This window comes from Lacticaseibacillus kribbianus (assembly GCF_020180945.1).
In the GTDB taxonomy this organism is placed as follows: domain Bacteria; phylum Bacillota; class Bacilli; order Lactobacillales; family Lactobacillaceae; genus Lacticaseibacillus; species Lacticaseibacillus kribbianus.
This window is the reverse complement of sequence record NZ_JAIPUL010000001.1, coordinates 1487408-1505808: the sequence shown is the minus strand read 5'-3', so window position 1 is coordinate 1505808 and position 18401 is coordinate 1487408. Positions and strand designations below refer to the sequence as shown.

17 protein-coding genes, 1 pseudogene and 1 riboswitch are annotated in these 18401 nt (G+C 66.7%); of the genes and pseudogenes, 14 read left to right on the top strand and 4 right to left on the bottom strand.

Going from position 1 to position 18401, the window contains the following annotated elements:
* The first annotated feature begins 12 nt into the window (after positions 1–12).
* The 10 genes from LE416_RS07185 to LE416_RS07140 all read left to right on the top strand — a co-directional run bounded on the left by LE416_RS07185 (position 13) and on the right by LE416_RS07140 (position 11945).
* The gene (locus tag LE416_RS07185; RefSeq protein ID WP_225047775.1) at positions 13–1005 is read left to right on the top strand and encodes a GDSL-type esterase/lipase family protein; all 993 of its coding nucleotides are present in this window, start codon (positions 13–15) and stop codon (positions 1003–1005) included.
* A gap of 266 nt (positions 1006–1271) precedes the next feature.
* Entirely contained in the window at positions 1272–2150 is an 879-nt protein-coding gene (locus tag LE416_RS07180; protein WP_225047774.1) for an ROK family protein, read from the top strand.
* A 267-nt stretch (positions 2151–2417) separates the two neighbouring features.
* The gene (locus LE416_RS07175; protein ID WP_225047773.1) at positions 2418–3674 is read left to right on the top strand and encodes an NUDIX hydrolase; all 1257 of its coding nucleotides are present in this window, start codon (positions 2418–2420) and stop codon (positions 3672–3674) included.
* A gap of 438 nt (positions 3675–4112) precedes the next feature.
* On the top strand, positions 4113–5270 hold the full coding sequence (locus tag LE416_RS07170) for an MFS transporter (protein ID WP_225047772.1): 1158 nt from the start codon (positions 4113–4115) through the stop codon (positions 5268–5270).
* Between the two features lie 34 nt (positions 5271–5304).
* On the top strand, positions 5305–6081 hold the full coding sequence (locus LE416_RS07165; RefSeq protein ID WP_225047771.1) for an epoxyqueuosine reductase QueH: 777 nt from the start codon (positions 5305–5307) through the stop codon (positions 6079–6081).
* Complete coding sequence (pulA, locus tag LE416_RS07160; protein ID WP_225047770.1) at positions 6074–7921, top strand: type I pullulanase; 1848 nt, start codon at positions 6074–6076, stop codon at positions 7919–7921. Before LE416_RS07165 ends, pulA begins: the two co-directional genes overlap by 8 nt.
* Before the next feature lie 310 nt (positions 7922–8231).
* Positions 8232–9575: an FAD-dependent oxidoreductase gene (locus LE416_RS07155; RefSeq protein WP_225047769.1), complete on the top strand. Its 1344-nt coding sequence runs from the start codon at positions 8232–8234 to the stop codon at positions 9573–9575.
* Between the two features lie 178 nt (positions 9576–9753).
* Complete coding sequence (locus tag LE416_RS07150; RefSeq protein ID WP_225047768.1) at positions 9754–10617, top strand: aldo/keto reductase; 864 nt, start codon at positions 9754–9756, stop codon at positions 10615–10617.
* 72 nt (positions 10618–10689) lie between these two features.
* A complete protein-coding gene (locus LE416_RS07145) occupies positions 10690–11220 on the top strand; it encodes a hypothetical protein (RefSeq protein ID WP_225047767.1) in 531 nt (176 codons plus the stop codon).
* 56 nt (positions 11221–11276) lie between these two features.
* Positions 11277–11945 (top strand): TetR/AcrR family transcriptional regulator, encoded by a 669-nt coding sequence (locus LE416_RS07140; RefSeq protein WP_225047766.1) that lies wholly within the window; start codon positions 11277–11279, stop codon positions 11943–11945.
* A gap of 375 nt (positions 11946–12320) precedes the next feature.
* On the opposite strand, the pseudogene LE416_RS13220 reads toward LE416_RS07140, so the two are convergent.
* The 4 genes and pseudogenes from LE416_RS13220 to LE416_RS07120 all read right to left on the bottom strand — a co-directional run.
* Positions 12321–12663, bottom strand: a pseudogene (locus LE416_RS13220) (1-acyl-sn-glycerol-3-phosphate acyltransferase); the annotation flags it as partial.
* Positions 12664–12917: 254 nt separating this feature from the next.
* Positions 12918–13856 (bottom strand): glycosyltransferase family 8 protein, encoded by a 939-nt coding sequence (locus LE416_RS07130; protein ID WP_225047764.1) that lies wholly within the window; start codon positions 13854–13856, stop codon positions 12918–12920.
* Positions 13853–14671 (bottom strand): glycosyltransferase, encoded by an 819-nt coding sequence (locus tag LE416_RS07125; protein ID WP_225047763.1) that lies wholly within the window; start codon positions 14669–14671, stop codon positions 13853–13855. Before LE416_RS07125 ends, LE416_RS07130 begins: the two co-directional genes overlap by 4 nt.
* A complete protein-coding gene (locus tag LE416_RS07120; protein WP_225047762.1) occupies positions 14668–15408 on the bottom strand; it encodes a lysophospholipid acyltransferase family protein in 741 nt (246 codons plus the stop codon). The genes LE416_RS07125 and LE416_RS07120 overlap by 4 nt, the downstream gene beginning before the upstream one ends.
* Before the next feature lie 174 nt (positions 15409–15582).
* Between LE416_RS07120 and LE416_RS07115 the strand changes: the two genes are divergently transcribed.
* The 4 genes from LE416_RS07115 to LE416_RS07100 all read left to right on the top strand — a co-directional run bounded on the left by LE416_RS07115 (position 15583) and on the right by LE416_RS07100 (position 18350).
* Positions 15583–16641, top strand: coding sequence for a polysaccharide deacetylase family protein (locus LE416_RS07115; protein WP_225047761.1), 1059 nt, complete (start codon positions 15583–15585; stop codon positions 16639–16641).
* Positions 16642–16714: 73 nt separating this feature from the next.
* Positions 16715–17521 carry an HAD family hydrolase gene (locus tag LE416_RS07110; protein WP_225047760.1) on the top strand — a complete coding sequence of 269 codons (807 nt, stop codon included), beginning with the start codon at positions 16715–16717 and terminating at the stop codon, positions 17519–17521.
* A 13-nt stretch (positions 17522–17534) separates the two neighbouring features.
* A riboswitch (Fluoride riboswitch) is annotated at positions 17535–17588 on the top strand.
* 40 nt (positions 17589–17628) lie between these two features.
* Positions 17629–18015, top strand: coding sequence for a fluoride efflux transporter FluC (locus LE416_RS07105; protein ID WP_225047759.1), 387 nt, complete (start codon positions 17629–17631; stop codon positions 18013–18015).
* Entirely contained in the window at positions 18012–18350 is a 339-nt protein-coding gene (locus tag LE416_RS07100; protein WP_225047758.1) for a fluoride efflux transporter FluC, read from the top strand. Before LE416_RS07105 ends, LE416_RS07100 begins: the two co-directional genes overlap by 4 nt.
* Positions 18351–18401: the final 51 nt, after the last annotated feature.

The following is an 18401-nucleotide window of genomic DNA, read 5'->3' as shown; positions in this document are numbered from 1 at the left end:
GGAGGGAAAAACATGCAATATCTCGACATGGACCTGCACAACGTCGCGCGGGTGATTCCAAGCGACCACGGGGTGCTGCTCGACCGCGTTGACGCCGCCACCTTTGCGAAGCTCGACGAGCCGGCGACGCACACGTCCAACAACGCCTCGGGCATCGAGCTGCGCTTCGTCATGACCACCGACACCGTGCGCATCACGCTGCAGGCGCAGGAGGCAGAAGAGCTGCAGGTCGCCTACGTGATGCACGGTTGCTTTGCCGGCACCTACCAGGAGGCGAACCTTTTGGTGCACACCACGCCGACAACCCTGACCATCCACCGGCCGGCCAACCTGCCGCGGCTGCAGGAGGTCGCCGAAGCCTTGGGCCAGCCCTTCGACCCGGCGGTGGTGCGCGTGTGCCTGCCGTACTGCCGCAACTGGCTGATCGGCGTTGCCGGCGGCCTGCGCCCGCCGCGCCCAAGCGAGGTGCCAAGCCTCACCTACCTGGCTTACGGCTCCTCGATCACGCACGGCACGCTGGCGCTGACGCCGATGACCACCTACGCCCAGCAGACGGCCGCCAAGCTTCGCGCGGACCTGTTGAACTTCGGCTTCCCGGGCTCCGCCTGGCTTGAGCCGGGGCTGGCCGACGCGCTGTGCGCGCGGCCGGACTGGGACTTTGCGACCCTTGCGATGGGCATCAACATGCTCGGCGGCTTCAGCGTTGACGACTTTCGCGCCCGCGTGCGCCGCTTCATCGCGCCGTTCGCAAAGGACTCCCGGCCGGTTTTGGCCTTTGACATGGTGGCCACCGATTACCCGCTGGACCAGGCCAAGGTCGGCCAGTTCCGCGCCGTGGTCAAGGAGGAGTGTGCGGGCAAGCTGCCGTACATCAGCGGTCTGACGCTTTTGCCCGACCTGAGCGGCCTGTCCGCCGACCTCCTGCACCCGAGCATCGGCGGCATGACCACCATCGCCGCCAACCTGGCGACCCAGCTGCGGCCGCTGTTGCGCGGGCGCGAGTAGCGCCGCGGCGACGGTTCGGTGCGCGGGACGCCGCGCGGCGAGCTGGAGATGATCCGCACAGCAAGCGACAATTAACCAGATGCGAGCAACCCAAATTCTCGTGTGGCGTCTGGCGCGGCTTTTCCCCCCTAGAAAGCCGCGCCGGGCGCCATTTTGGTGTGCGCCGGAGGTTGAATCCGGCAGGGGCGGGGACAATTAATAGGTGAGCGCGGCGCCGCGGCGTGCTAGAATAGAAACCGGATTCAATCAATCGTGAAATGAGGGTGATGACGATCACAGAAACTCGTCTTGGCAGCATTGAGGCCGGCGGCACGAAGTTCGTGCTGGCGGTGGCCGATGCGGACTACAACATTTTGAAGACCTTACGCATTCCAACCACCACACCGGAGGAGAACCTCGCGCAGTGCGTGGCGTTTTTCAAGGAGAACCCGGTTGATGCGCTGGGCATCGGGAGCTTCGGCCCCATCGACGTCAAAAAGGACTCCGCCACTTACGGCCACGTGCTGGCGACCCCTAAGCCGCACTGGGAGGGCGCAGACGTGGTCGGCACCCTGAAGGCTGCGCTGAACGTGCCGATCGCCTTCACCACCGACGTGAACGCGTCGGCCTACGGGGAGTACTCGGAAGGCGCCGGCAAGGACGTCGACTCGCTGGTTTACTTCACCATCGGCACCGGCATCGGCGGCGGCGCAATCCAGGACGGCCACTTCATCGGCGGCCGCGCGCACGCCGAGATGGGCCACGCGCTGGTCGTGCCGTACCCCGGCGACGACTTTGCAGGCGTCTGCCCGTTCCACGGCAACCACTGCTTCGAAGGCATGGCGGCCGGTCCGTCGATCGAGAAGCGCCTGGGCATCCCGGGCGAAAAGGTGCCGCGCGACAACAAGGTGTTCACCTACATCAGCTACTACGCCGCCCAGCTGGCGCTTGACGCCTACCTGAACCTGGCCCCGGCCAAGATCGTGTTCGGCGGCTCTGTGCTCAGTGAGGCCGAACTGCCGAAGGTGCGCGACTTCTTCAAGCAGCTCAACAACGGCTACGTGCAGACGCCACCGCTGGAGGACCTGATCGTCTTGAGCCAGGTGCCGAACAACGGCTCGGCCACCGTCGGCGACTTCGCCACGGCCAAGGCACTGCTCAACTAATTCGCCTGAACCCGCAGCGTGGCTGCGGGTTTTTGTGTGGGCTGCGTTGGGGGTGAGGGAGACTGGTTGAGGTCAGCATGCGGGGCTGGTGGCGGCCGCGTTGCGCGGTTGACACTTGCGCTGCGCCATGAAGGCGACCACAAATTGAGGTTACTTGCGCGCGTCGCGGCATTTGTCTGGGCAAGCGGATTTAGCCGTATGTTCGAGTGCGGGCCTGTCGTATAATGGCCTCAAGCGCATCACACTTTCTTGAAAAGAGGTCCCGCCATGCAAGACGCCGACGTAAAGCAAGCCTTTCTCGACTATCTCACCCATGTTTACGATAAGTGCAACGACCACCTGCTCGAGCAGGGGCACAAGCGCGACCAGGTCATCGCCTTTTACATTGTTCTGCTCTCCTTTGTCGTGACTTACGGGCGCCAGTTGGCCGGGGAGGCGAACATGATGGTGATCGACCTTGGGCTGGTGGTGGTCGGCTGGATCTGCGTTCGGCTGATTGCCGACCTGCGCAGCTGGCACAAGCAGTACCTCGACTGCATCGAAATCATCAACTGGGCCATGGCGCATCAGCAGTTTTTTGATACGGTGACCGCGCTCAAAACGGCCATTCAGGCGTTGGTGAAGTCTGAACGCGGGCACGGGCCTGATCAGCTGGCGGCACGAAACGCCAAGCAATCTGGCGGCGAGTCGGCGCCTGAAGCCGCAGTCGGCGTTGCCGCCGGTACGGCGAGGCAGGCCCAGAACCCGCGGCTGCGTTGGCCAAGCCTCAGTACCGACGATGCCGTGTACTACGGGGTCCTTTTGATGACCGTTTTACCCGTACTTTTCACGACCCACGATCTGCTGACTCAGCTTGGCCCATGGGCGGGCTGGGTGACGGCGGCGGTGGTCGGCGTCTATGCCGTGCTGGGTTATGTCGTGGCGCGTCGGTACCTCAAGCGCGTGACGCACAACGGGCTGACGTACCTGACCTGGATTCTGGATTTTGATTACGCCGGGAACACCTTGACTTACAATAATCGGTACATGACTGTGTCGGTCGAAGGTGAGCGGCTGCACGTGACGCAAAAGACCGGCGGCGTTGTGATTGTCGCCCAGTACGAGGGACGGTTCGTGCTGCTGACCAGTCAGCGCGGCGAGCGCGAGCTGCTCGAGTTTCCACGCGGCTTTCGTGAGCGCGGGGAAAGTGGGGTGATGGCCGCGGCAAGGGAGCTTCAAGAAGAGGTGCAGGTGCCGCGCAAGCCGTACACCGGCGCACCGACGCTGCCGAATGCCGCGGTGTCCGACCTGATCGACCTGGGTGAGCTGATTCCGGATTCGGGGTTGATCACAAGCGACGTGCGGGTGGTCGCGGCGACGCTGCACCTTGCGCCGCAGCCGCACCGAACGCACTACGAAGGAATCGACGGTGTGACGCTGGTCGATGAGGCACAGCTCGCCGCGCTCATTTCCGACAATGACATTAAGGACGGGTTCACGCTCGGGGCATGGAGCCTTTATCGAGCACAGCGCCAGAATCGCTGAGGGAATGCGGGGTTCAAGCCGCTCACCCTTCACAATGGCGCGGTCGCCTCGCGAGACGGACACCGCCCCGGCACCCGGTGTGTTTGTGACCTAGTCACCACCGCCGACGAGTGGTGACAAAGGTTCAGGCTGCCCCTCGCAGCCGGCAGGACGCGTGGCGGCCTGCCGGTGGCGAGGGGTTTGTGCGTCCCGGGCGGGTGCCCACCAAAGGCGCAACATCGTGTTAGTTTTCGCTTCGATTCTTCAAGCCGCCGGCGGCCGCGTCGGCTATCATGACGTTAGGCCTTGACCTCGGCGGGCGCATTCGTGTTAACGCCCGCGGCCGCGGCCGGTTGGACCGCCAAGACAGGCCAACTTTCACCGCGAATCGCGCTGAAACCGTTGACATTCGCGGCCGCTTTCGTGAGAATGGCGGTATTGAACCTAAGGAGATAGACGATGTTTTCAATTCTGATGGTAATTATCTACGTGGCCTTCATCAGCCTCGGCCTGCCGGACTCCCTGATCGGGTCGGGGTGGCCGGCGATGCACACGGCGCTTGGGGTGCCGACCAGCTACGCGGGCATCCTGACCATGATGATCTCGGGCAACACGATCATCTCAAGCCTGTTGTCCGACCGGCTGACGCGGCGGTTCGGCACGGGGCTGGTGACGGCGACGTCGGTTCTGACCACCGCCGTAGCGCTGTTCGGCTTCTCGCTTGCGCCGAGCTTCGCGTGGCTGGTGGTCTGGACCGTGCCGTACGGGCTTGGGGCCGGCGCGGTGGACGCGGCGCTGAACAACTACGTGGCGCTGCACTACAAGGGCCGCCAGATGAACTGGCTGCACTGCTTTTGGGGCGTCGGCGCGTCGATCAGCCCGTACGTCATGAGCTTCGCCCTGACGCACAAAATGGGCTGGACCGCCGGCTACCGCCTGATCGGGATCGCGCAGCTGGTGTTGACCGTCGTGTTGTTTGCGAGCCTGCCACTGTGGCAGCGCTCCACCGCTCAGGCCGGCCCGGCGGCGGCCAAGCTGAGCTTCCGGCAGCTGCTCGGGCTGCGCGGCCTGCGCCAGCAGCTCACCACCTTTTTGGCTTACTGCTCGCTTGAGGCGACGGCGGGAATCTGGGCGGCGACCTACCTGGCGCAGGCCCGCGGCGTCGGCATCAGCGCCGCGGCGCGCTACGCCTCGCTGTACTACCTCGGCGTGATGGGCGGGCGCTTTGTGGCCGGCATCATCGCCGATCGGCTCGGCGACCGGCGGATGATCTGGCTGGGCTCGTCTCTGATCCTGACCAGCCTGGTGTTGATCGTCCTGCCCGGGCTGCCCGTGACCGTGACGCTGGCCGGCCTGCTGATGCTGGGGCTTGGCTGCGCGCCGATCTACCCGACCATCATCCACGAGACGCCGACCAACTTCGGGGCGGCCAACTCGCAGGCGGTCATCGGCGTTCAGATGGCCTTCGCCTACGTCGGCTCGACCTTTGCGCCGCCGATTTTCGGTGTGCTGGCCGGGATCGTCGGCATCGGGCTGTACCCGTACTACATCCTGGCCTTCACCGCGGTGATGGTCGCGGCGGTGTGGTGGGGTAACCGTCTGTTGCCGGCTGCGTGACTTCTCCTTATAATTGAGGAAAGGGGGTGAGCGAATGCTTGAGGCCGACCAGATTCGCGCCATGTTTGAAAAAGATCAAAAAGTGAACTACGACCTGGTGCTGCAGCGGGAGATCAAGTCCTGGCAGGCCCAGGCCAGGCGTCCGCGCATCCTGATGCACTCGTGCTGCGCGCCGTGCTCCACGTACACGCTGGAGTACCTGACCCAGCACGCCGACGTCACGATTTACTACGACAACCCAAACATCCACCCGCGCGCGGAGTTCGAGCGCCGGCGGCTGGTGCAGCAGCAGTTCATCCTGGACTTCAATGCGCGCACCGGCAACCACGTGTCGTTTCTCGGTGCCGACTACCGGCCCAGCGACTGGCTCAAGGAGACGGCCGCTTTGAAGGACGAGCCGGAGGGCGGCGCGCGCTGCCGGGTGTGCTACAACTACCGGCTGGACCGCGTCGCCCAAAAGGCCCAGGCGCTGGGGTTTGACTACTTCGGCTCCGCGTTGACCATCAGCCCGAGCAAAAACGCGCAGGTGATCAACGAGCTGGGGCTTGAGGTGCAGCACCTGTACGCGGTGGCCTACCTGCCGTCGGACTTCAAGAAGCGCGGCGGCTACGCCAGAAGCGTGGCGATGTCCAAGGAATACGACGTCTACCGCCAGTGCTACTGCGGCTGCGTGTTCGCCGCCACCAAGCAGGGCATCGACCTAACCAAAGTCAACCGCGAGGCCACGGCCTACGTGCGGGCGCACGCCCAAGACGATTTTGCCGCCATTCAGTTCGCCATTGCCCGCCCGGCGGGGGTGGACCATGTTTGACGCGGCGTTCGACGCGCAGTACGCCTTCGACGGCTGGCTCGGTGTGCGCTACACCCCCGAGGCCACCGCGTTTCGCCTGTGGGCGCCGACCGCGACCAGCGTCACGCTGTGCCAGTACCAGGGCGTGGACCCGCAGGCCGCAATCGTCGCGACCTGGCCGCTGACGCGAGCGGCGCGCGGGGTGTGGACGCTGGGCCTGCCCGGCGACCGGCGCGACCTGGTGTACACCTACCAGCTGACCTTCGCCGATCGCCTGCAGACGGAAACCATCGATCCCTACGCGACGGCGGCCACGGTCAACGGGCTGCGCGGCGTGGTGCTCGCGCCGGAAGCGCAGGTGCCCGAACGCTGGACGCCGCGGCTGCCGGCGTTTGGGCCGCTCACCGACGCCGTGATCACCGAGCTGCACCTGCGCGACGTGACCAGCGGGGCGGCCTCCGGCGTCGGCCACAAGGGCCAGTACCTGGGGCTTGCGGAGCGGGGCACCTGCACGCCGGCGGGGCAGCCGACCGGGCTTTCGTACCTTGCGCAAAGCGGCACGACGCACGTGCAGATCATGCCGATGTTTGATTTTGCCACGGTCGACGAGGCCCACCCGGAGCGCGCGCAGTACAACTGGGGCTACGACCCGGTCAACTACAACGTGCCGGAGGGCTCCTACGCCACGAACGCCTGCGACCCGGCGAAGCGGCTGGTCGAGGCCAAAACGATGATCCAGGCGCTGCACGACGCGGGCATCCGCGTGATTATGGACGTGGTGTACAACCACGTCTTCGACCCGGCGACGCACGCCTTCAACCAGACGGTGCCCGGCTACTTCTTTCGCACCTGGCCGGACGGCACCCCGGCCAACGGCACCGGCGTCGGCAACGACGTGGCGTCCGAGCGCGCGATGGTGCGCAAGTACATCGTCGACAGCGTCTGCTACTGGGCGCGCGCCTACCACATCGACGGCTTCCGCTTCGACCTGATGGGCATCCTCGACGTCGAGACGATGCGGGCCGTGCGCGAGGCGCTGGACGCCATCGACGACGGCATCGTGATGCTCGGCGAGGGCTGGGACATGGCGACACCGCTTGCCGCCGGCCAAAAGGCGACGCGCGACAACGCCGCGGCGCTGCCCGGGGTCGCGTTTTTCGACGACGACTTCCGCGACCTGGTCAAGGGCCACGTGTTCACCGCGGCCGCGCCGGGCTTCGTCAGCGGCGAGGCCGGCCACGAGGCGGCGCTGCTGGACGCGATGCTGACCCGCGGCCGCGAGCCCGCCCAGGAGGTGCAGTACGTCGAGGTGCACGACAACCTGACGCTTCTCGACAAGCTGGCGGCGGTCAGCCCGGGTGCGGACGCCACGACGCTTGCGCGCCAGGCGCGCCTGGCCAACGCGATGGTCGCGCTGAGCCCCGGGGTGCCGCTGATCCAGCTGGGTCAGGCCTTCATGCGCAGCAAGGGCGGGGACGCGAACTCCTACCGCTCGCCGGACGCGGTCAACGCGATTGACTGGACTCAGGCGTCAGTGCACCGTGACGCCGTGGCCGAGCTTCAGGCGCTCTGGGCGCTGCGGGCGCACCGCCCGGAGCTTAGGCCCGCGACCGCGGCGGCGCTGGCCGGCGTTTCGCGGCTGCGGGCGGACGACCGGGTGATCGCCTGGCGCGCGGGCCAGCTGGTGGTGGCGTTCAACGCCGCACCGGCCCCTGCGCAGCTGGCGGTGCCCGGCGCGTACCGCGTGCTGTTCTCAAGCGACGCGGCGCAGCAGGCCGAGGCCGGCACGGCAAGCGTGGCGCTGCCGGCGGTTGGCGCGCTGGTGCTGGCGCTTGCTGATGCGCCCACAGCTGAATCATGAATGACCAGGGACCCGCCGCGCGCGGGTTCTTTTTTTGGCCCGGCCAGCTTGCGCAGGGGTGAACATTCAGGCGCGGTGCCGGGCGCGGCCGCGCCTGCCCGGTGGTTGCCGCCGTGTCCCAACGGCCGGATTCTCGACGGGCGGCGATGGTTCAGCAACGACATTAGCCCTGACTTACTGGACTTTTCGCCCTGTCTTATCTGCGATTTAATCGTGCGCTATCTGGCATTGTGCGTGCGGAGTGTGCTACAATACCCTTGTGAAAGCAGTATCATTTACCGCCTCGCGCACAACGAAAGGAAGCCTTACGATGAAAATCATTGTGGTTGGTGCCACCCATGCCGGCACCTTTGCAACCCAGCAGATTCTGACCGCGCACCCCGATTACGACGTGACAGTTTACGAGCGCAACGACACAGTGTCCTTCCTGTCCTGCGGCATCGCGCTGTGGGTCGGCGGCCACGTGTCCGACCCCAACAAGATGTTCTACTCGAGCCCCGAGGCGCTGACGGCGCTTGGGGCGACGATGCGGATGCAGCACGAGGTCACCTCGATCAACGCCGACACGCGCACCATCTCCGTGACCGACCTGGCCACCGGCGCCCAGCTCACCGACACCTACGACAAGCTGGTGTTCACGCCGGGCTCGTCCCCGATCGTGCCGCCGCTGCCGGGCATCAAGTCCCTGAAGCTTTTCCTCTGCAAGGACTGGAAGGATGCCAAGCGCCTCCAGGAGAACGCCGACAGCGTGCGCTCGGCCGTCGTGATCGGCGCCGGCTACATCGGCGCGGAGCTGGCCGAGCAGTACGCGCTGGCCGGCAAGCAGGTGACCCTGATCGATGCGCTGCCGCGCGTTTTGGCCAAAAACTTTGACCAGTCGATCACCGACCGCGTTGAGGCGCTGTACCGCGCCCACGGCACCCACCTGGCGCTCGGCGAAAAGGTCACCGGCTTTGAGGACACGGCAGACGGCATCACCGTCACCACCGACAAGAGCACCTTCACCGCCGACATCGCCGTTTTGGCCATCGGCTTCCGCCCGGCCACGACGCTGCTCAAGGACCAGGTCGACATGCTGCCGAACGGCGCCATTCTGACCGACGACTACATGCGCACCAGCCGGCCCGAGATCTTCGTCGCCGGGGACTCCGCGGCCGTGCACTACAACCCGACCGGCAAGTCCGACTACATTCCGCTGGCGACCAACGCGGTGCGCCAGGGGATGCTGATCGGCCAAAACATCGAGGTCGCGACGGAGGCCTACCTCGGCACCCAGGCGACCAGCGCCGTCGAGCTGTTCGGCCACTGCATCGCGGCCAGCGGCCTGACGCAGGAAGGGGCCAAGGCGCGCGGCGTGGCCGCCGCCTCGGTCGAAATCGAGGAGCCGTACCGGCCGGAGTTCATGACCAGCACGACCAACGTGCTGGCCAGCCTGACCTACGACCCGGCCACGCGCCGGGTGCTCGGCGGGGCCTTTTACAGCCAGCACGACGTCTCCATGTCCGCCAACGTGATCTCCATGGCGATTCAGACCCAGATGACCATCGACCAGCTGGCGATGGTGGACTTCTTCTTCCAGCCGAACTTCGACCAGCCGCTGAGCTGGATCAGCTCGGTCGCCCTGGCGGCCAAGGCCCGCGCCGACCAGGCCTAGGACACGGCCGGAAAAACCGGGGGCCCGGCCCCAACCGGCCGGTTTGCCGGATTGCCACCGGCGCGCCCCGCTTCGTGGTACAATGAACGAAACCAGCATGTGGCGGATGACCGCCCATGAGGCCTTTGGCGCCCATGTCTCCTGACGTGGGCGCCTTTTTTGATGAGGAGTGATCAATATGACAAGCATTGAGTTGGCCCCAGGCGTCGCGGTGCCGCGCATCGGCTTTGGCACCTTTCAGATCTGGGACCAGGCGGCGGCCGAAAGCGCGGTTGCGGCGGCACTGGGCACGGGCTACCGCCTGATCGACACGGCGGCCGGGTACTTCAACGAGGAAGGCGTCGGGCGCGGCCTGCGTGCAAGCGGGGTGCCGCGCGACCAGGTCGTGGTGACGTCCAAGCTTTGGCCCACTGACGCGAGCTACGAGGGGGCCAAGGTCGCGCTGCGGCGCAGCCTGACCAAGCTTGGCCTCGACTACCTCGACGTCTACCTGCTGCACCAAGCGCTCGGCGACTACTACGGCGCCTGGCGCGCCATGCAGGAGGCCCAGGCGGCCGGCCTGGTGCGGGCCATCGGGGTGTCCAACTTCAGCGCCGAGCGGCTGGTGGACCTTGCGACCTTCAGCGGGGCGGTGCCGGCCCTCAACCAGATCCAGCGCCACCCCTTCAAGCAGCAGCGCCTGACCGTGGCCGCGGCCGCAAGCCTTGGTGTCGCCGTTGAGGCCTGGCAGCCGCTGGGCCACGCGGACCCCGAACTGCTGGGTCACCCGGTGCTCGCCGGCATCGCCGCAACGCACGGCGCCACCGTCGGCCAGGTGATGCTGGCCTGGCAGATGCAGCAGGGCGTGATCGTGATTCCCAAGACCAGCCACCGCGCGCGGATGGAAGAGAACCTGGCCGCCCAGGCGCTGACGCTGACGGCCGCGGAGATGGCGGCCATCGCCGCCTTGGACCGGGCGCCGCGGGATCCGGGCCCGCAGAACTCGCCGGACCTGATCGCGCGCCTGATCCAGATCGATCCGGCCGGCCGCCACCAAGGCTAGGTTTGCGAAGCGCCCGTCCGACCTGCTATACTGGGGTGTTTGGTGCGGCGACGCACGGAAAAGGGGTGCCTCATGAAAGTTAGATGGATGCTGGTGGTCGGCCTCGCGCTGGCCCTGGTCGGCTGCGGCCGGCGGCAGGACTCAAGCGCGGTCGGCGCCGTGTACACCGCCCAAAGCTACACGGTGGGCGACAAAACCACGAAGCTGACGGCCAAGCACAACCTGACGATGACGCTCAGCCTGGCGGCCAACCACAAGCAGGGGATGCTGCAAAACAGCACCGCCGACGACGGGCAGTACGTCCTGAACGCCGAGCTTTTGGACGTGACCAAGTCTGCGCTGCACAGCACCGGCGAGTCGACCGTGGTGCAGTACGGCAGCGCGTCCGACCTGCAGCACGGCATCAACGCCACCGCCTACGCGTACCGCAAGGACGGCCCGACCGGCAAGCTCGGCACGTACACGCGCACCGGCAAGACGCTGGACCTACGCTTGGGCAAAACGACCTGGCACCTGCGCCTCAAGGAGGCCAAGACCCGCTTCACGCTGCCGTACGGCATTGCCACGCAGGCCAAGGAAATCGGGGTTCAGGCGCTGAAGTGACCCCGGGTGCGGCCAATGTGTGCTATCCTTAAAGAACAGAATGGTGGTGGGGGAACATGGCGCAGCAAGACGTGTCGGACTTGTTCGCATCGGAGCTGGATCAGACAACGTTATCCAAAAAGCAGCAGGCGGTGCTCAAGGCCAGCCTGAAGCTTTTTGCCGACCAGGGATTCGCCAGCACCAGCACCCTGGACATCGCCCGCGCGGCGGGGGTGTCGGAGGGCACGGTGTTCAAGCGCTTCAAGACCAAGGAGGGCCTGCTGCGGGCGATCCTTGGGCCTTTTTTGCGCGGCGTCCTGCCGATTGCCGCCGGTGAGTTCATGAACCGCTTGGTGCGCACGCACGCGCCGCACTTCAAGGACCTGCTCGAGTTCGCCGTGCGGGACCGCGTCACCTTCGTCATGGCCAACCGCAACGAGATGAAGGTGTTTATCCAGGAGATGGTCAAGGACCCGAACATGCTGGCCGACCTCACCACCCAGCTCAACCAGCTGATCAATAGCGCCCTGGCGCCCCTGTTCAAGCAGTACCAGGACGCCGGCGAGCTGGTGTGCTGGGAGCCGATGCGCATCGTGCGCTACATCACGGGCACCATCCTGAGCTACCTGCTGCCCAACGTGGTGATGAGCGCCGCGCCGCTGGACATCGACCAGGTCTGCCAAGACTCCTACGAGTTCCTGCTGCGCGGCCTGACCCCGCGCAGCGACGCCGACCCGCTGCCGTAGCGCGCGGCCGCTCAAGACGAATTAACCAACACAAAATACGACCGCCACGCATGGTCCCCGACTGGGAGGCCATGCGTGGCGGTCGTTTTGCGGTGTGCGCGGGCCGAACCGGCTGCACCGGCGTCGAACCGGAGGCCGTGGCCCGTCAGCGGCCGGTCCAGCCGGCGATGTCCCGGGGGCTGAAGCGGTAGGAGAGCTTTTCGCCGTACGCGGTTTCGTAGGCGGCGACCTTTTGGCGGTAGTCTTGCTGCATCATCGCCAGGCTGTTCTCGCGGACCGACTTGGCCGGGTCCGGGTAGATCAGCGGCTGGATGTACATGTCGTAGCCGACGGCGTGAAAATCGGGCGCGGTCAGCCGCGCGCGCGGCGTCATCGCGACGAAGCAGGAGATGATCGGCACGCCCAGGCGCGCCGCGTAGTAGTAGGCGCCGCGCTTGGGCGGGCGGGGCTTCTTGTACTGGTACCACATCTCCTGCTCCGGGTAGATCAGCACGCGGTGGCCGGCGTCGAGCGCCTGGACCAGAAGCTGCGGGAAGGCGTGGCCGAGGTAGTCGACGTTGTTGCCGATCGGCAGGGTGTCGGCGTAGTTCATCATGAAGCCCAGCGTGCCGGGCATTTTCAGGTTGGTCGCCTGGCTGACGATGAACAGCCGGTGCATGCCCAGGGCCTTTCTGACCACCATGTTCTCCCACGGGGAAAAATGGTTGCTGGTGACGATGGCGCCGCCGGTGAGGCCCGCGAGGTTGGCGCGCCCGTGCACGGTCAGGTCGTGGGCCTTGACGCGCGTGGTCATGTTCATCGCGGTGCGCGCGATCACGTTGTTCAGGCTGTAGCGCCAGGTGCCGCGGTTGGTGACGAAGTCGTCAAGCAGCGTGTGCTCCTCTTCCGGCGCCAGGGTCGGGTCGTTGACCTCGACCTTGGCGTTGAACTGGCCGGTCGCCACGGCGTCCTTGATGTTGGCAATCACGGGGTTCATAGCTGCACCCCGCCTTCTGAAGCCGCCACCTTGGCGAAGGTGACGGGCTGTTCGCAGATGCTTTGCGCAAGCTGAATCAGGTTGGCCTTGTGCTGGCAATCGGCCGCCACCTGCGCCGGGCCGAAGGCGGCCTGCGCGGCGTGCAGGTCGGCGGCAGCTGCGGTGTCGTCGGCGGCCGCCCAGAATTCGGCCTCGTGCGGCACACCCTGGTAGTGCCACGGCTTGTCGAACAGGTTGTAGTGGATCAGTCTTGGTTGCGCAATCTGCGGCTGCTCGCCCTGCACGTTCCACGCCGGGTCCAGGTGCAGCAGGCGGTTTTTGGTCATCGCGTTGAGGTAGTCCTGGTCGGGCGCCAGGCTGCGGAAGTGGTAGCGGTTGAGCAGCGTCAAAAAGGCGTTGGCGAAGCGGGCCTCGCGCATCGCGGCCAGGTCCATCACCAGCACGCCGGAGTTGACGTAATCCGCCACCGGCAGGCCGATCGCCTGGGCCGCGTAGTTGGATGTCTCCGGGTTGGCCGCCATGAACGGGTCGCTGACCGCGCCGACCAAGGCCCCGTCGAGCGGTGTGTTGAACAGTTCCGCGACGTCGGCCAGCACCACGGTGTCCGCGTCGAGGTACAGCGCGCGGTCGAGGTCCGGGAACAGCTCGGCGATGAACAGCCGAAAGTAGATGGTCAGCGTGAAGTAATCCGCGCGCAGCGTGTTGCCGTGGTCGTCGATGCGCGCCTTGAACTGCGCGCCGATGGAGGCGAAGTCCACGTGCACGTTGCTTGTCGCCTGGGCCAAAAGCAGCGCGCGGTGCGGCTGCGTCAGGTGCTCGGTCAGGATGTAGACCTGGTACTCGCGCTTGGGGTCGGCGTGCTGCGCCAGCGAGTGCAGCGCGACGGTCAAAGGCCCCACGTAGTTGTCATCGACGGAAAAGAAAATCGGGATCATGATAGTCCCTCCTTTGTGAAGTTGGTCAAAGCCGCGAACTCGTCGAGCAGCTCGTCTTGGCTGTGATCGTGAAGCGTCTCGTGCATGGCGGCCACGTTCCAGGGCTTCACCGTCACCGGGTGAAACCACGGCCACAGGTGCAGGCGCGTCGAGTAGTGCGCAAACACGGTGTCCGGGTGCGGGCCGTGCTGGTCGTTGGCCCACCGCGGGGCGATGCGCACGTGCGTCGCCAGCCGGTTCAGCACGCTTTGGTCCGGCATGAAGTAGCGCTTCGTGGCCAGGGCATGGCGGCAGCGCGCGAACAGGCCGGTGCGGCGAATTTCCGCAAGGTTTAGCAGCAGCACGCCGGAGTTCAGGTAGGACAGGCGCCAGCCGTGCCGGAAGAACCACCTACCGTAGTGGTCAAGCGTGCCGACCACCTCGACGCCTTGAAGGTCCTGGTCGTAGTAGGCCGTCGGGTCCTTGACGCTCAGCACGTCAAAATCCAGGTACAGCAGCCGGTCTGGCAAGGGCAGCAGGTCGGCGTACAGCCGCAGCATGCAGTAGGGCGTGAAGCGCGTGGCGAGGTTGGCGGTCGGCGGCGCGGCTTCGAACTGCGGTGTCGCGTCGATCAGGGTCACGGTGTGCGCCGGGTCAAAGCGCGCAAGCAGCGCGGCCAGCCGCGCGCTGGCGGCTTCGGACAGCGGCGAGAAGCCTGCGATGCGGGCCGTCAGCAGGTACACGTGCAGCGGCCGGTGCACCTGGTGGACCAGCGCGAGGCTGGCCAGCGTGATACCGACTTCGGCGCGGGCATCCCCGCAAAATAGAATGTTCACGACGTTTTCCTCCGGTACAGAATATGCTGCGCGGTGCTGGCCTCGGCGCGCGCGGTCATCGCCCCTTGCACCTGCGCCGCCAGCGCCGCCTGCCGCTTGGCCTTGGGCAGCGTGGCGTCCGGCCAAAACGGCCCGTCGACGTACACGGTGCAGCCGGCCTTCTGGTAGGTGGTGGTGAAGGCGAAGCTCGGGCGGTTGGTCGCCACCGGGTAGTGGAACGACCCGGCGCGAAACGGCCGGATGCCGGTGTAGTAGGGCCAGACGTGGGCCTCCGGGTAGATCGCCACCGCGTGGTTGGCGGTCAGGGCCGCCTGAAGCGCCGCCAGGAAGCGGCGCGTCTGGGCCTTGGTCTGCGGCAAAAGGAGCGCGTGCCCGTACGGCAGCAGCGGCCCGAGCACCGGCACCTTGCGGTTGGCGGCGCCGGCCAGGGTGTGGACGGGCTGTTGGACCAGCTGCATCGGCAGGAACGGGTCGCCGACCTCCTGGGTGTGGTTGCCGTAGAGAAACAGGCTCTGGTTGCGGTAGGGGGCCAGCACGTCCAGGTTGACGAACCGCGCGTGCAGGCGCCGGCGCCAGTACCAGCGGCCGAACCACCTGGCGGCCGAGTAGACCACCGCCGTCAGCAGCCGCTCGCCGGGTCTGGTGCGCGCGAAGCGAAAGTTGGCCGGCAGCGCCGGCTCGGCCTGGCCCGGCGCGATCACGTCGTCGGTCAGGGCCTGGTAGTGAATGGTTCGCATCGCCGCGCCTCCGTTTCTAAGTGAGTGCTCACTTTACTTTCCATATTATACCGCCGTGAAAAGCCGCGTCAACGTTTATGAAAACGCGGGGACCGTTTTCACCCGCGCATACCGGTGCAAGCGACGCCTGGCGCTCCCGGCCAGACGTGGTATCCTAGTGGTGGAGGTGGCCTCATGAGCAGACGTTGGGTGAAATGGGCGATTCCGGTGGCGGCACTGGGAATTGGTACAGGGGTGTGGGGCGGTGCGCGCGTGCTGCTGTCGGCGCCCCAGTCGGCGGCGCGGCACGCGGGCGCCGGCAAAGTGGACAGGCCCGCGAAGGCGGGGGACGGGGTGAAGGCGCGCGACTCGGTGAAGGCGCCTAGCACGGCGAAGGCACCCGGCAGTGGGGCGCGCTCGGCGCCCGGCAGGCCAGCCGCGGCGGCCGAGTCGTCGTCACCGAGCGGCAAGTCTTCGCCGGCGGCCAAGCCCGCGGCGCCGGCCAGCCCCAAGGCGGCCACGGCGACCGGCGGCGCGGCGCAGCTGTTCTTGGGCGGGCGCAACCACGTGCCGGCGGCCGCGGCCTACGCGACCCCGGCCAAGGCGGTGCACGACGGCCTCTTCGCCCCGCTTGACCCCAAGCGGCCCAAGGTGGTGTACCTGACCTTCGACGACGGGCCGAACCTGACCATGACGCCGCGGGTGCTGGCGGTGCTGAGGGCGGCCAAGGTGCACGCGACCTTTTTCGTCGTCGGCTCGCAGGTCGGCGCGGCGACCGCGCCCGTGCTGCGCCAGACCCTGGCGCAGGGCAACGCCATCGGGCTGCACAGCTTCAGCCACACGTACGGCTTTGAAAAACGCGGCAGTGCCGCCGCCACGACCCGCGAGGTGACGCTGACGCTCGCGGCGCTGCGGCGGGCGCTTGGGCCGGGGTTTGCCACCCACGCCTGGCGCTACCCGGGCGGGCACATGTCCTGGTCGACCCTGGCCGCCCCGGACCGGGCGCTGGCCCAGGCCGGGCTGTCCTGGATCGACTGGAACGACGCGGTGGGGGATGCGCTGGGCGAAAGCGGCCCGCACTCGGTGGCCGGCTACCTCGCCTACCACCGGCACGCGCTGGATGCGTATGGGACGCACAACACGGAGGTGGTGCTGATGCACGACGCCGCGGGCAAGGCGCTGACGCTTTCGACGCTGCCGAAGCTGATCGCGGATTACAAGGCGCGCGTCTACCGCTTCGGGATTATCGAATGAGGGCTTGACCTGTAACGCGTTACAGGTGGCATACTGGGTAAAAAGGCGGCGCTGCCGCAAGAAAGAGGACACAATGATTCGCATGATTTTCTCCGACATGGACGGCACGCTGCTCGACGACCACGGCGACGTCACCGCTACCAACGCGGCGCTGATCAGAAAGGCCAAGCTGCCGGTGACGCTGGTGTCGGCGCGCGCGCCGATCGAGATGGCGGCGGCCATCGACGCGCTCGGCCTGACCGGCCCGCAGATCGGCTTCAACGGCGGGCTGATCTACCAGCCGACCGCCACCGGCTACGAGCCGCTGGTGGCCACACCGATGGTGCCCGCCACCGCCAAGGCCATCATCGCCGCGGTGGAGGCCTGCTTCCCCAAGGTCAGCCTGAGCTACTACACCGCGACGGACTGGTTCGCGCCGCGCATGGACGCGGGGCTTGAGCACGAGGTGGCGGTGTCGCACCTGCACCCGACGATTCGGCCGACGGCGGCGGTGCTTGCGCAGCCCGACCTCGCGTTCTTCAAGATCATGATGATCGCGCTGGACCCGGCCGAGCTGGTGCGGCTGCAGGCGTTTTTCGCCGCGCAGGCCTGGCCGGGCATTGCCGCTCAGCGCTCCGGCACCGCGTGGCTGGAGGTGACCGCCGCCGCGGCGCAAAAATCGACGGGCATCCGCTACATCCTCGACCGCTTCGCGCTGAGCCAGGCGGAGACGGCGGCCTTTGGCGACGGGCACAACGACCTGCCGATGTTTGAGGCGGTCGGCCACGCCATCGCCATGCAAAACGCGCTGCCTGAGATCAAGCAGCGCGCGGACGCGGTCACCGCGGCCAACAGCGAAGACGGCGTCGGCCGCGGCATCTGGCAATTTCTGATGCCGTGAGGTATACTTTGGTTAACGCGATGGCGATGGTGTTCGCCTAGGACCAGTTGATGACACCTACCTGATAATGAGGGTAGGTGTCATCTTTTTTTTACGGAGGGCTGACGATGACGAGAACAATTGATTGGCGGAATGCGGCGGCGGTGTTTGGCGGCGGGGCGGTTGGCGGTGTGCTGCGGTACGGGCTGAGCCTGGGGTTGGCCGACACCACCACCTTGATGGGGACCACGGTGGTCAACCTGCTGGGCAGCTTCGGCTTGGCGTTCCTGACCGCCGCGACGCTTCACCGCTGGCCGCTTGCAGACTGGGTGAGCCTGGCGCTTGGCACCGGGCTGATCGGCGGCTTCACCACGTTTTCGACGCTGATGCTGAGCGTCGGTCTTGGCATCGCCGCCGGCCGCTGGGCGGTTGTGGCGGTGCTCGTGGTGAACCTGCTCGGCGGCCTGGCCGCGGCCGCACTGGGGCGGCGCCTCGGCGTCGGGGGCCGGGCGTGATTGCCCTGGTCGCCCTGGGCGCGGGGCTGGGCGCGGTTGCGCGCTACCTCGTGGCCCAGGCGGGCAAAACCCGGTGGCCCAACCGCCCGTACGCGACGCTTCTGGTCAATGTGGTCGGGGCCTTTGTCGCAGGTCTGCTCACTGGCGCGGCGCTGCCCGCGGCGGCTTCCGCACTGCTGCTGACCGGCGGGTGCGGTGGGCTGACCACGTTTTCGACGCTCGAGGTCGAGGCGCTTGGCCTGCAAGGCCGGCGGCGTTGGAGCTACCTGCTGGAGTCAACTGGACTCGGGCTGCTGGCCGTCGCGCTGGGGACGTGGCTCGGTGGCCTGCTCTGAGCGCTGGCCGTCTCGTGAGCTGGACGAAGCCCGACTGATGGCCCGGCCTCG

What these genes read in the sequence shown, in the direction of transcription:
- LE416_RS07185 (WP_225047775.1), top strand. Translation starts at nt 13, where the DNA reads ATGCAATATCTCGACATGGACCTGCACAACGTCGCGCGGGTGATTCCA.
- LE416_RS07180 (WP_225047774.1), top strand. Translation starts at nt 1,272, where the DNA reads ATGACGATCACAGAAACTCGTCTTGGCAGCATTGAGGCCGGCGGCACG.
- LE416_RS07175 (WP_225047773.1), top strand. Translation starts at nt 2,418, where the DNA reads ATGCAAGACGCCGACGTAAAGCAAGCCTTTCTCGACTATCTCACCCAT.
- LE416_RS07170 (WP_225047772.1), top strand. Translation starts at nt 4,113, where the DNA reads ATGTTTTCAATTCTGATGGTAATTATCTACGTGGCCTTCATCAGCCTC.
- LE416_RS07165 (WP_225047771.1), top strand. Translation starts at nt 5,305, where the DNA reads ATGCTTGAGGCCGACCAGATTCGCGCCATGTTTGAAAAAGATCAAAAA.
- pulA (WP_225047770.1), top strand. Translation starts at nt 6,074, where the DNA reads ATGTTTGACGCGGCGTTCGACGCGCAGTACGCCTTCGACGGCTGGCTC.
- LE416_RS07155 (WP_225047769.1), top strand. Translation starts at nt 8,232, where the DNA reads ATGAAAATCATTGTGGTTGGTGCCACCCATGCCGGCACCTTTGCAACC.
- LE416_RS07150 (WP_225047768.1), top strand. Translation starts at nt 9,754, where the DNA reads ATGACAAGCATTGAGTTGGCCCCAGGCGTCGCGGTGCCGCGCATCGGC.
- LE416_RS07145 (WP_225047767.1), top strand. Translation starts at nt 10,690, where the DNA reads ATGAAAGTTAGATGGATGCTGGTGGTCGGCCTCGCGCTGGCCCTGGTC.
- LE416_RS07140 (WP_225047766.1), top strand. Translation starts at nt 11,277, where the DNA reads ATGGCGCAGCAAGACGTGTCGGACTTGTTCGCATCGGAGCTGGATCAG.
- LE416_RS07130 (WP_225047764.1), bottom strand. Translation starts at nt 13,856, where the DNA reads ATGATCCCGATTTTCTTTTCCGTCGATGACAACTACGTGGGGCCTTTG.
- LE416_RS07120 (WP_225047762.1), bottom strand. Translation starts at nt 15,408, where the DNA reads ATGCGAACCATTCACTACCAGGCCCTGACCGACGACGTGATCGCGCCG.
- LE416_RS07115 (WP_225047761.1), top strand. Translation starts at nt 15,583, where the DNA reads ATGAGCAGACGTTGGGTGAAATGGGCGATTCCGGTGGCGGCACTGGGA.
- LE416_RS07110 (WP_225047760.1), top strand. Translation starts at nt 16,715, where the DNA reads ATGATTCGCATGATTTTCTCCGACATGGACGGCACGCTGCTCGACGAC.
- LE416_RS07105 (WP_225047759.1), top strand. Translation starts at nt 17,629, where the DNA reads ATGACGAGAACAATTGATTGGCGGAATGCGGCGGCGGTGTTTGGCGGC.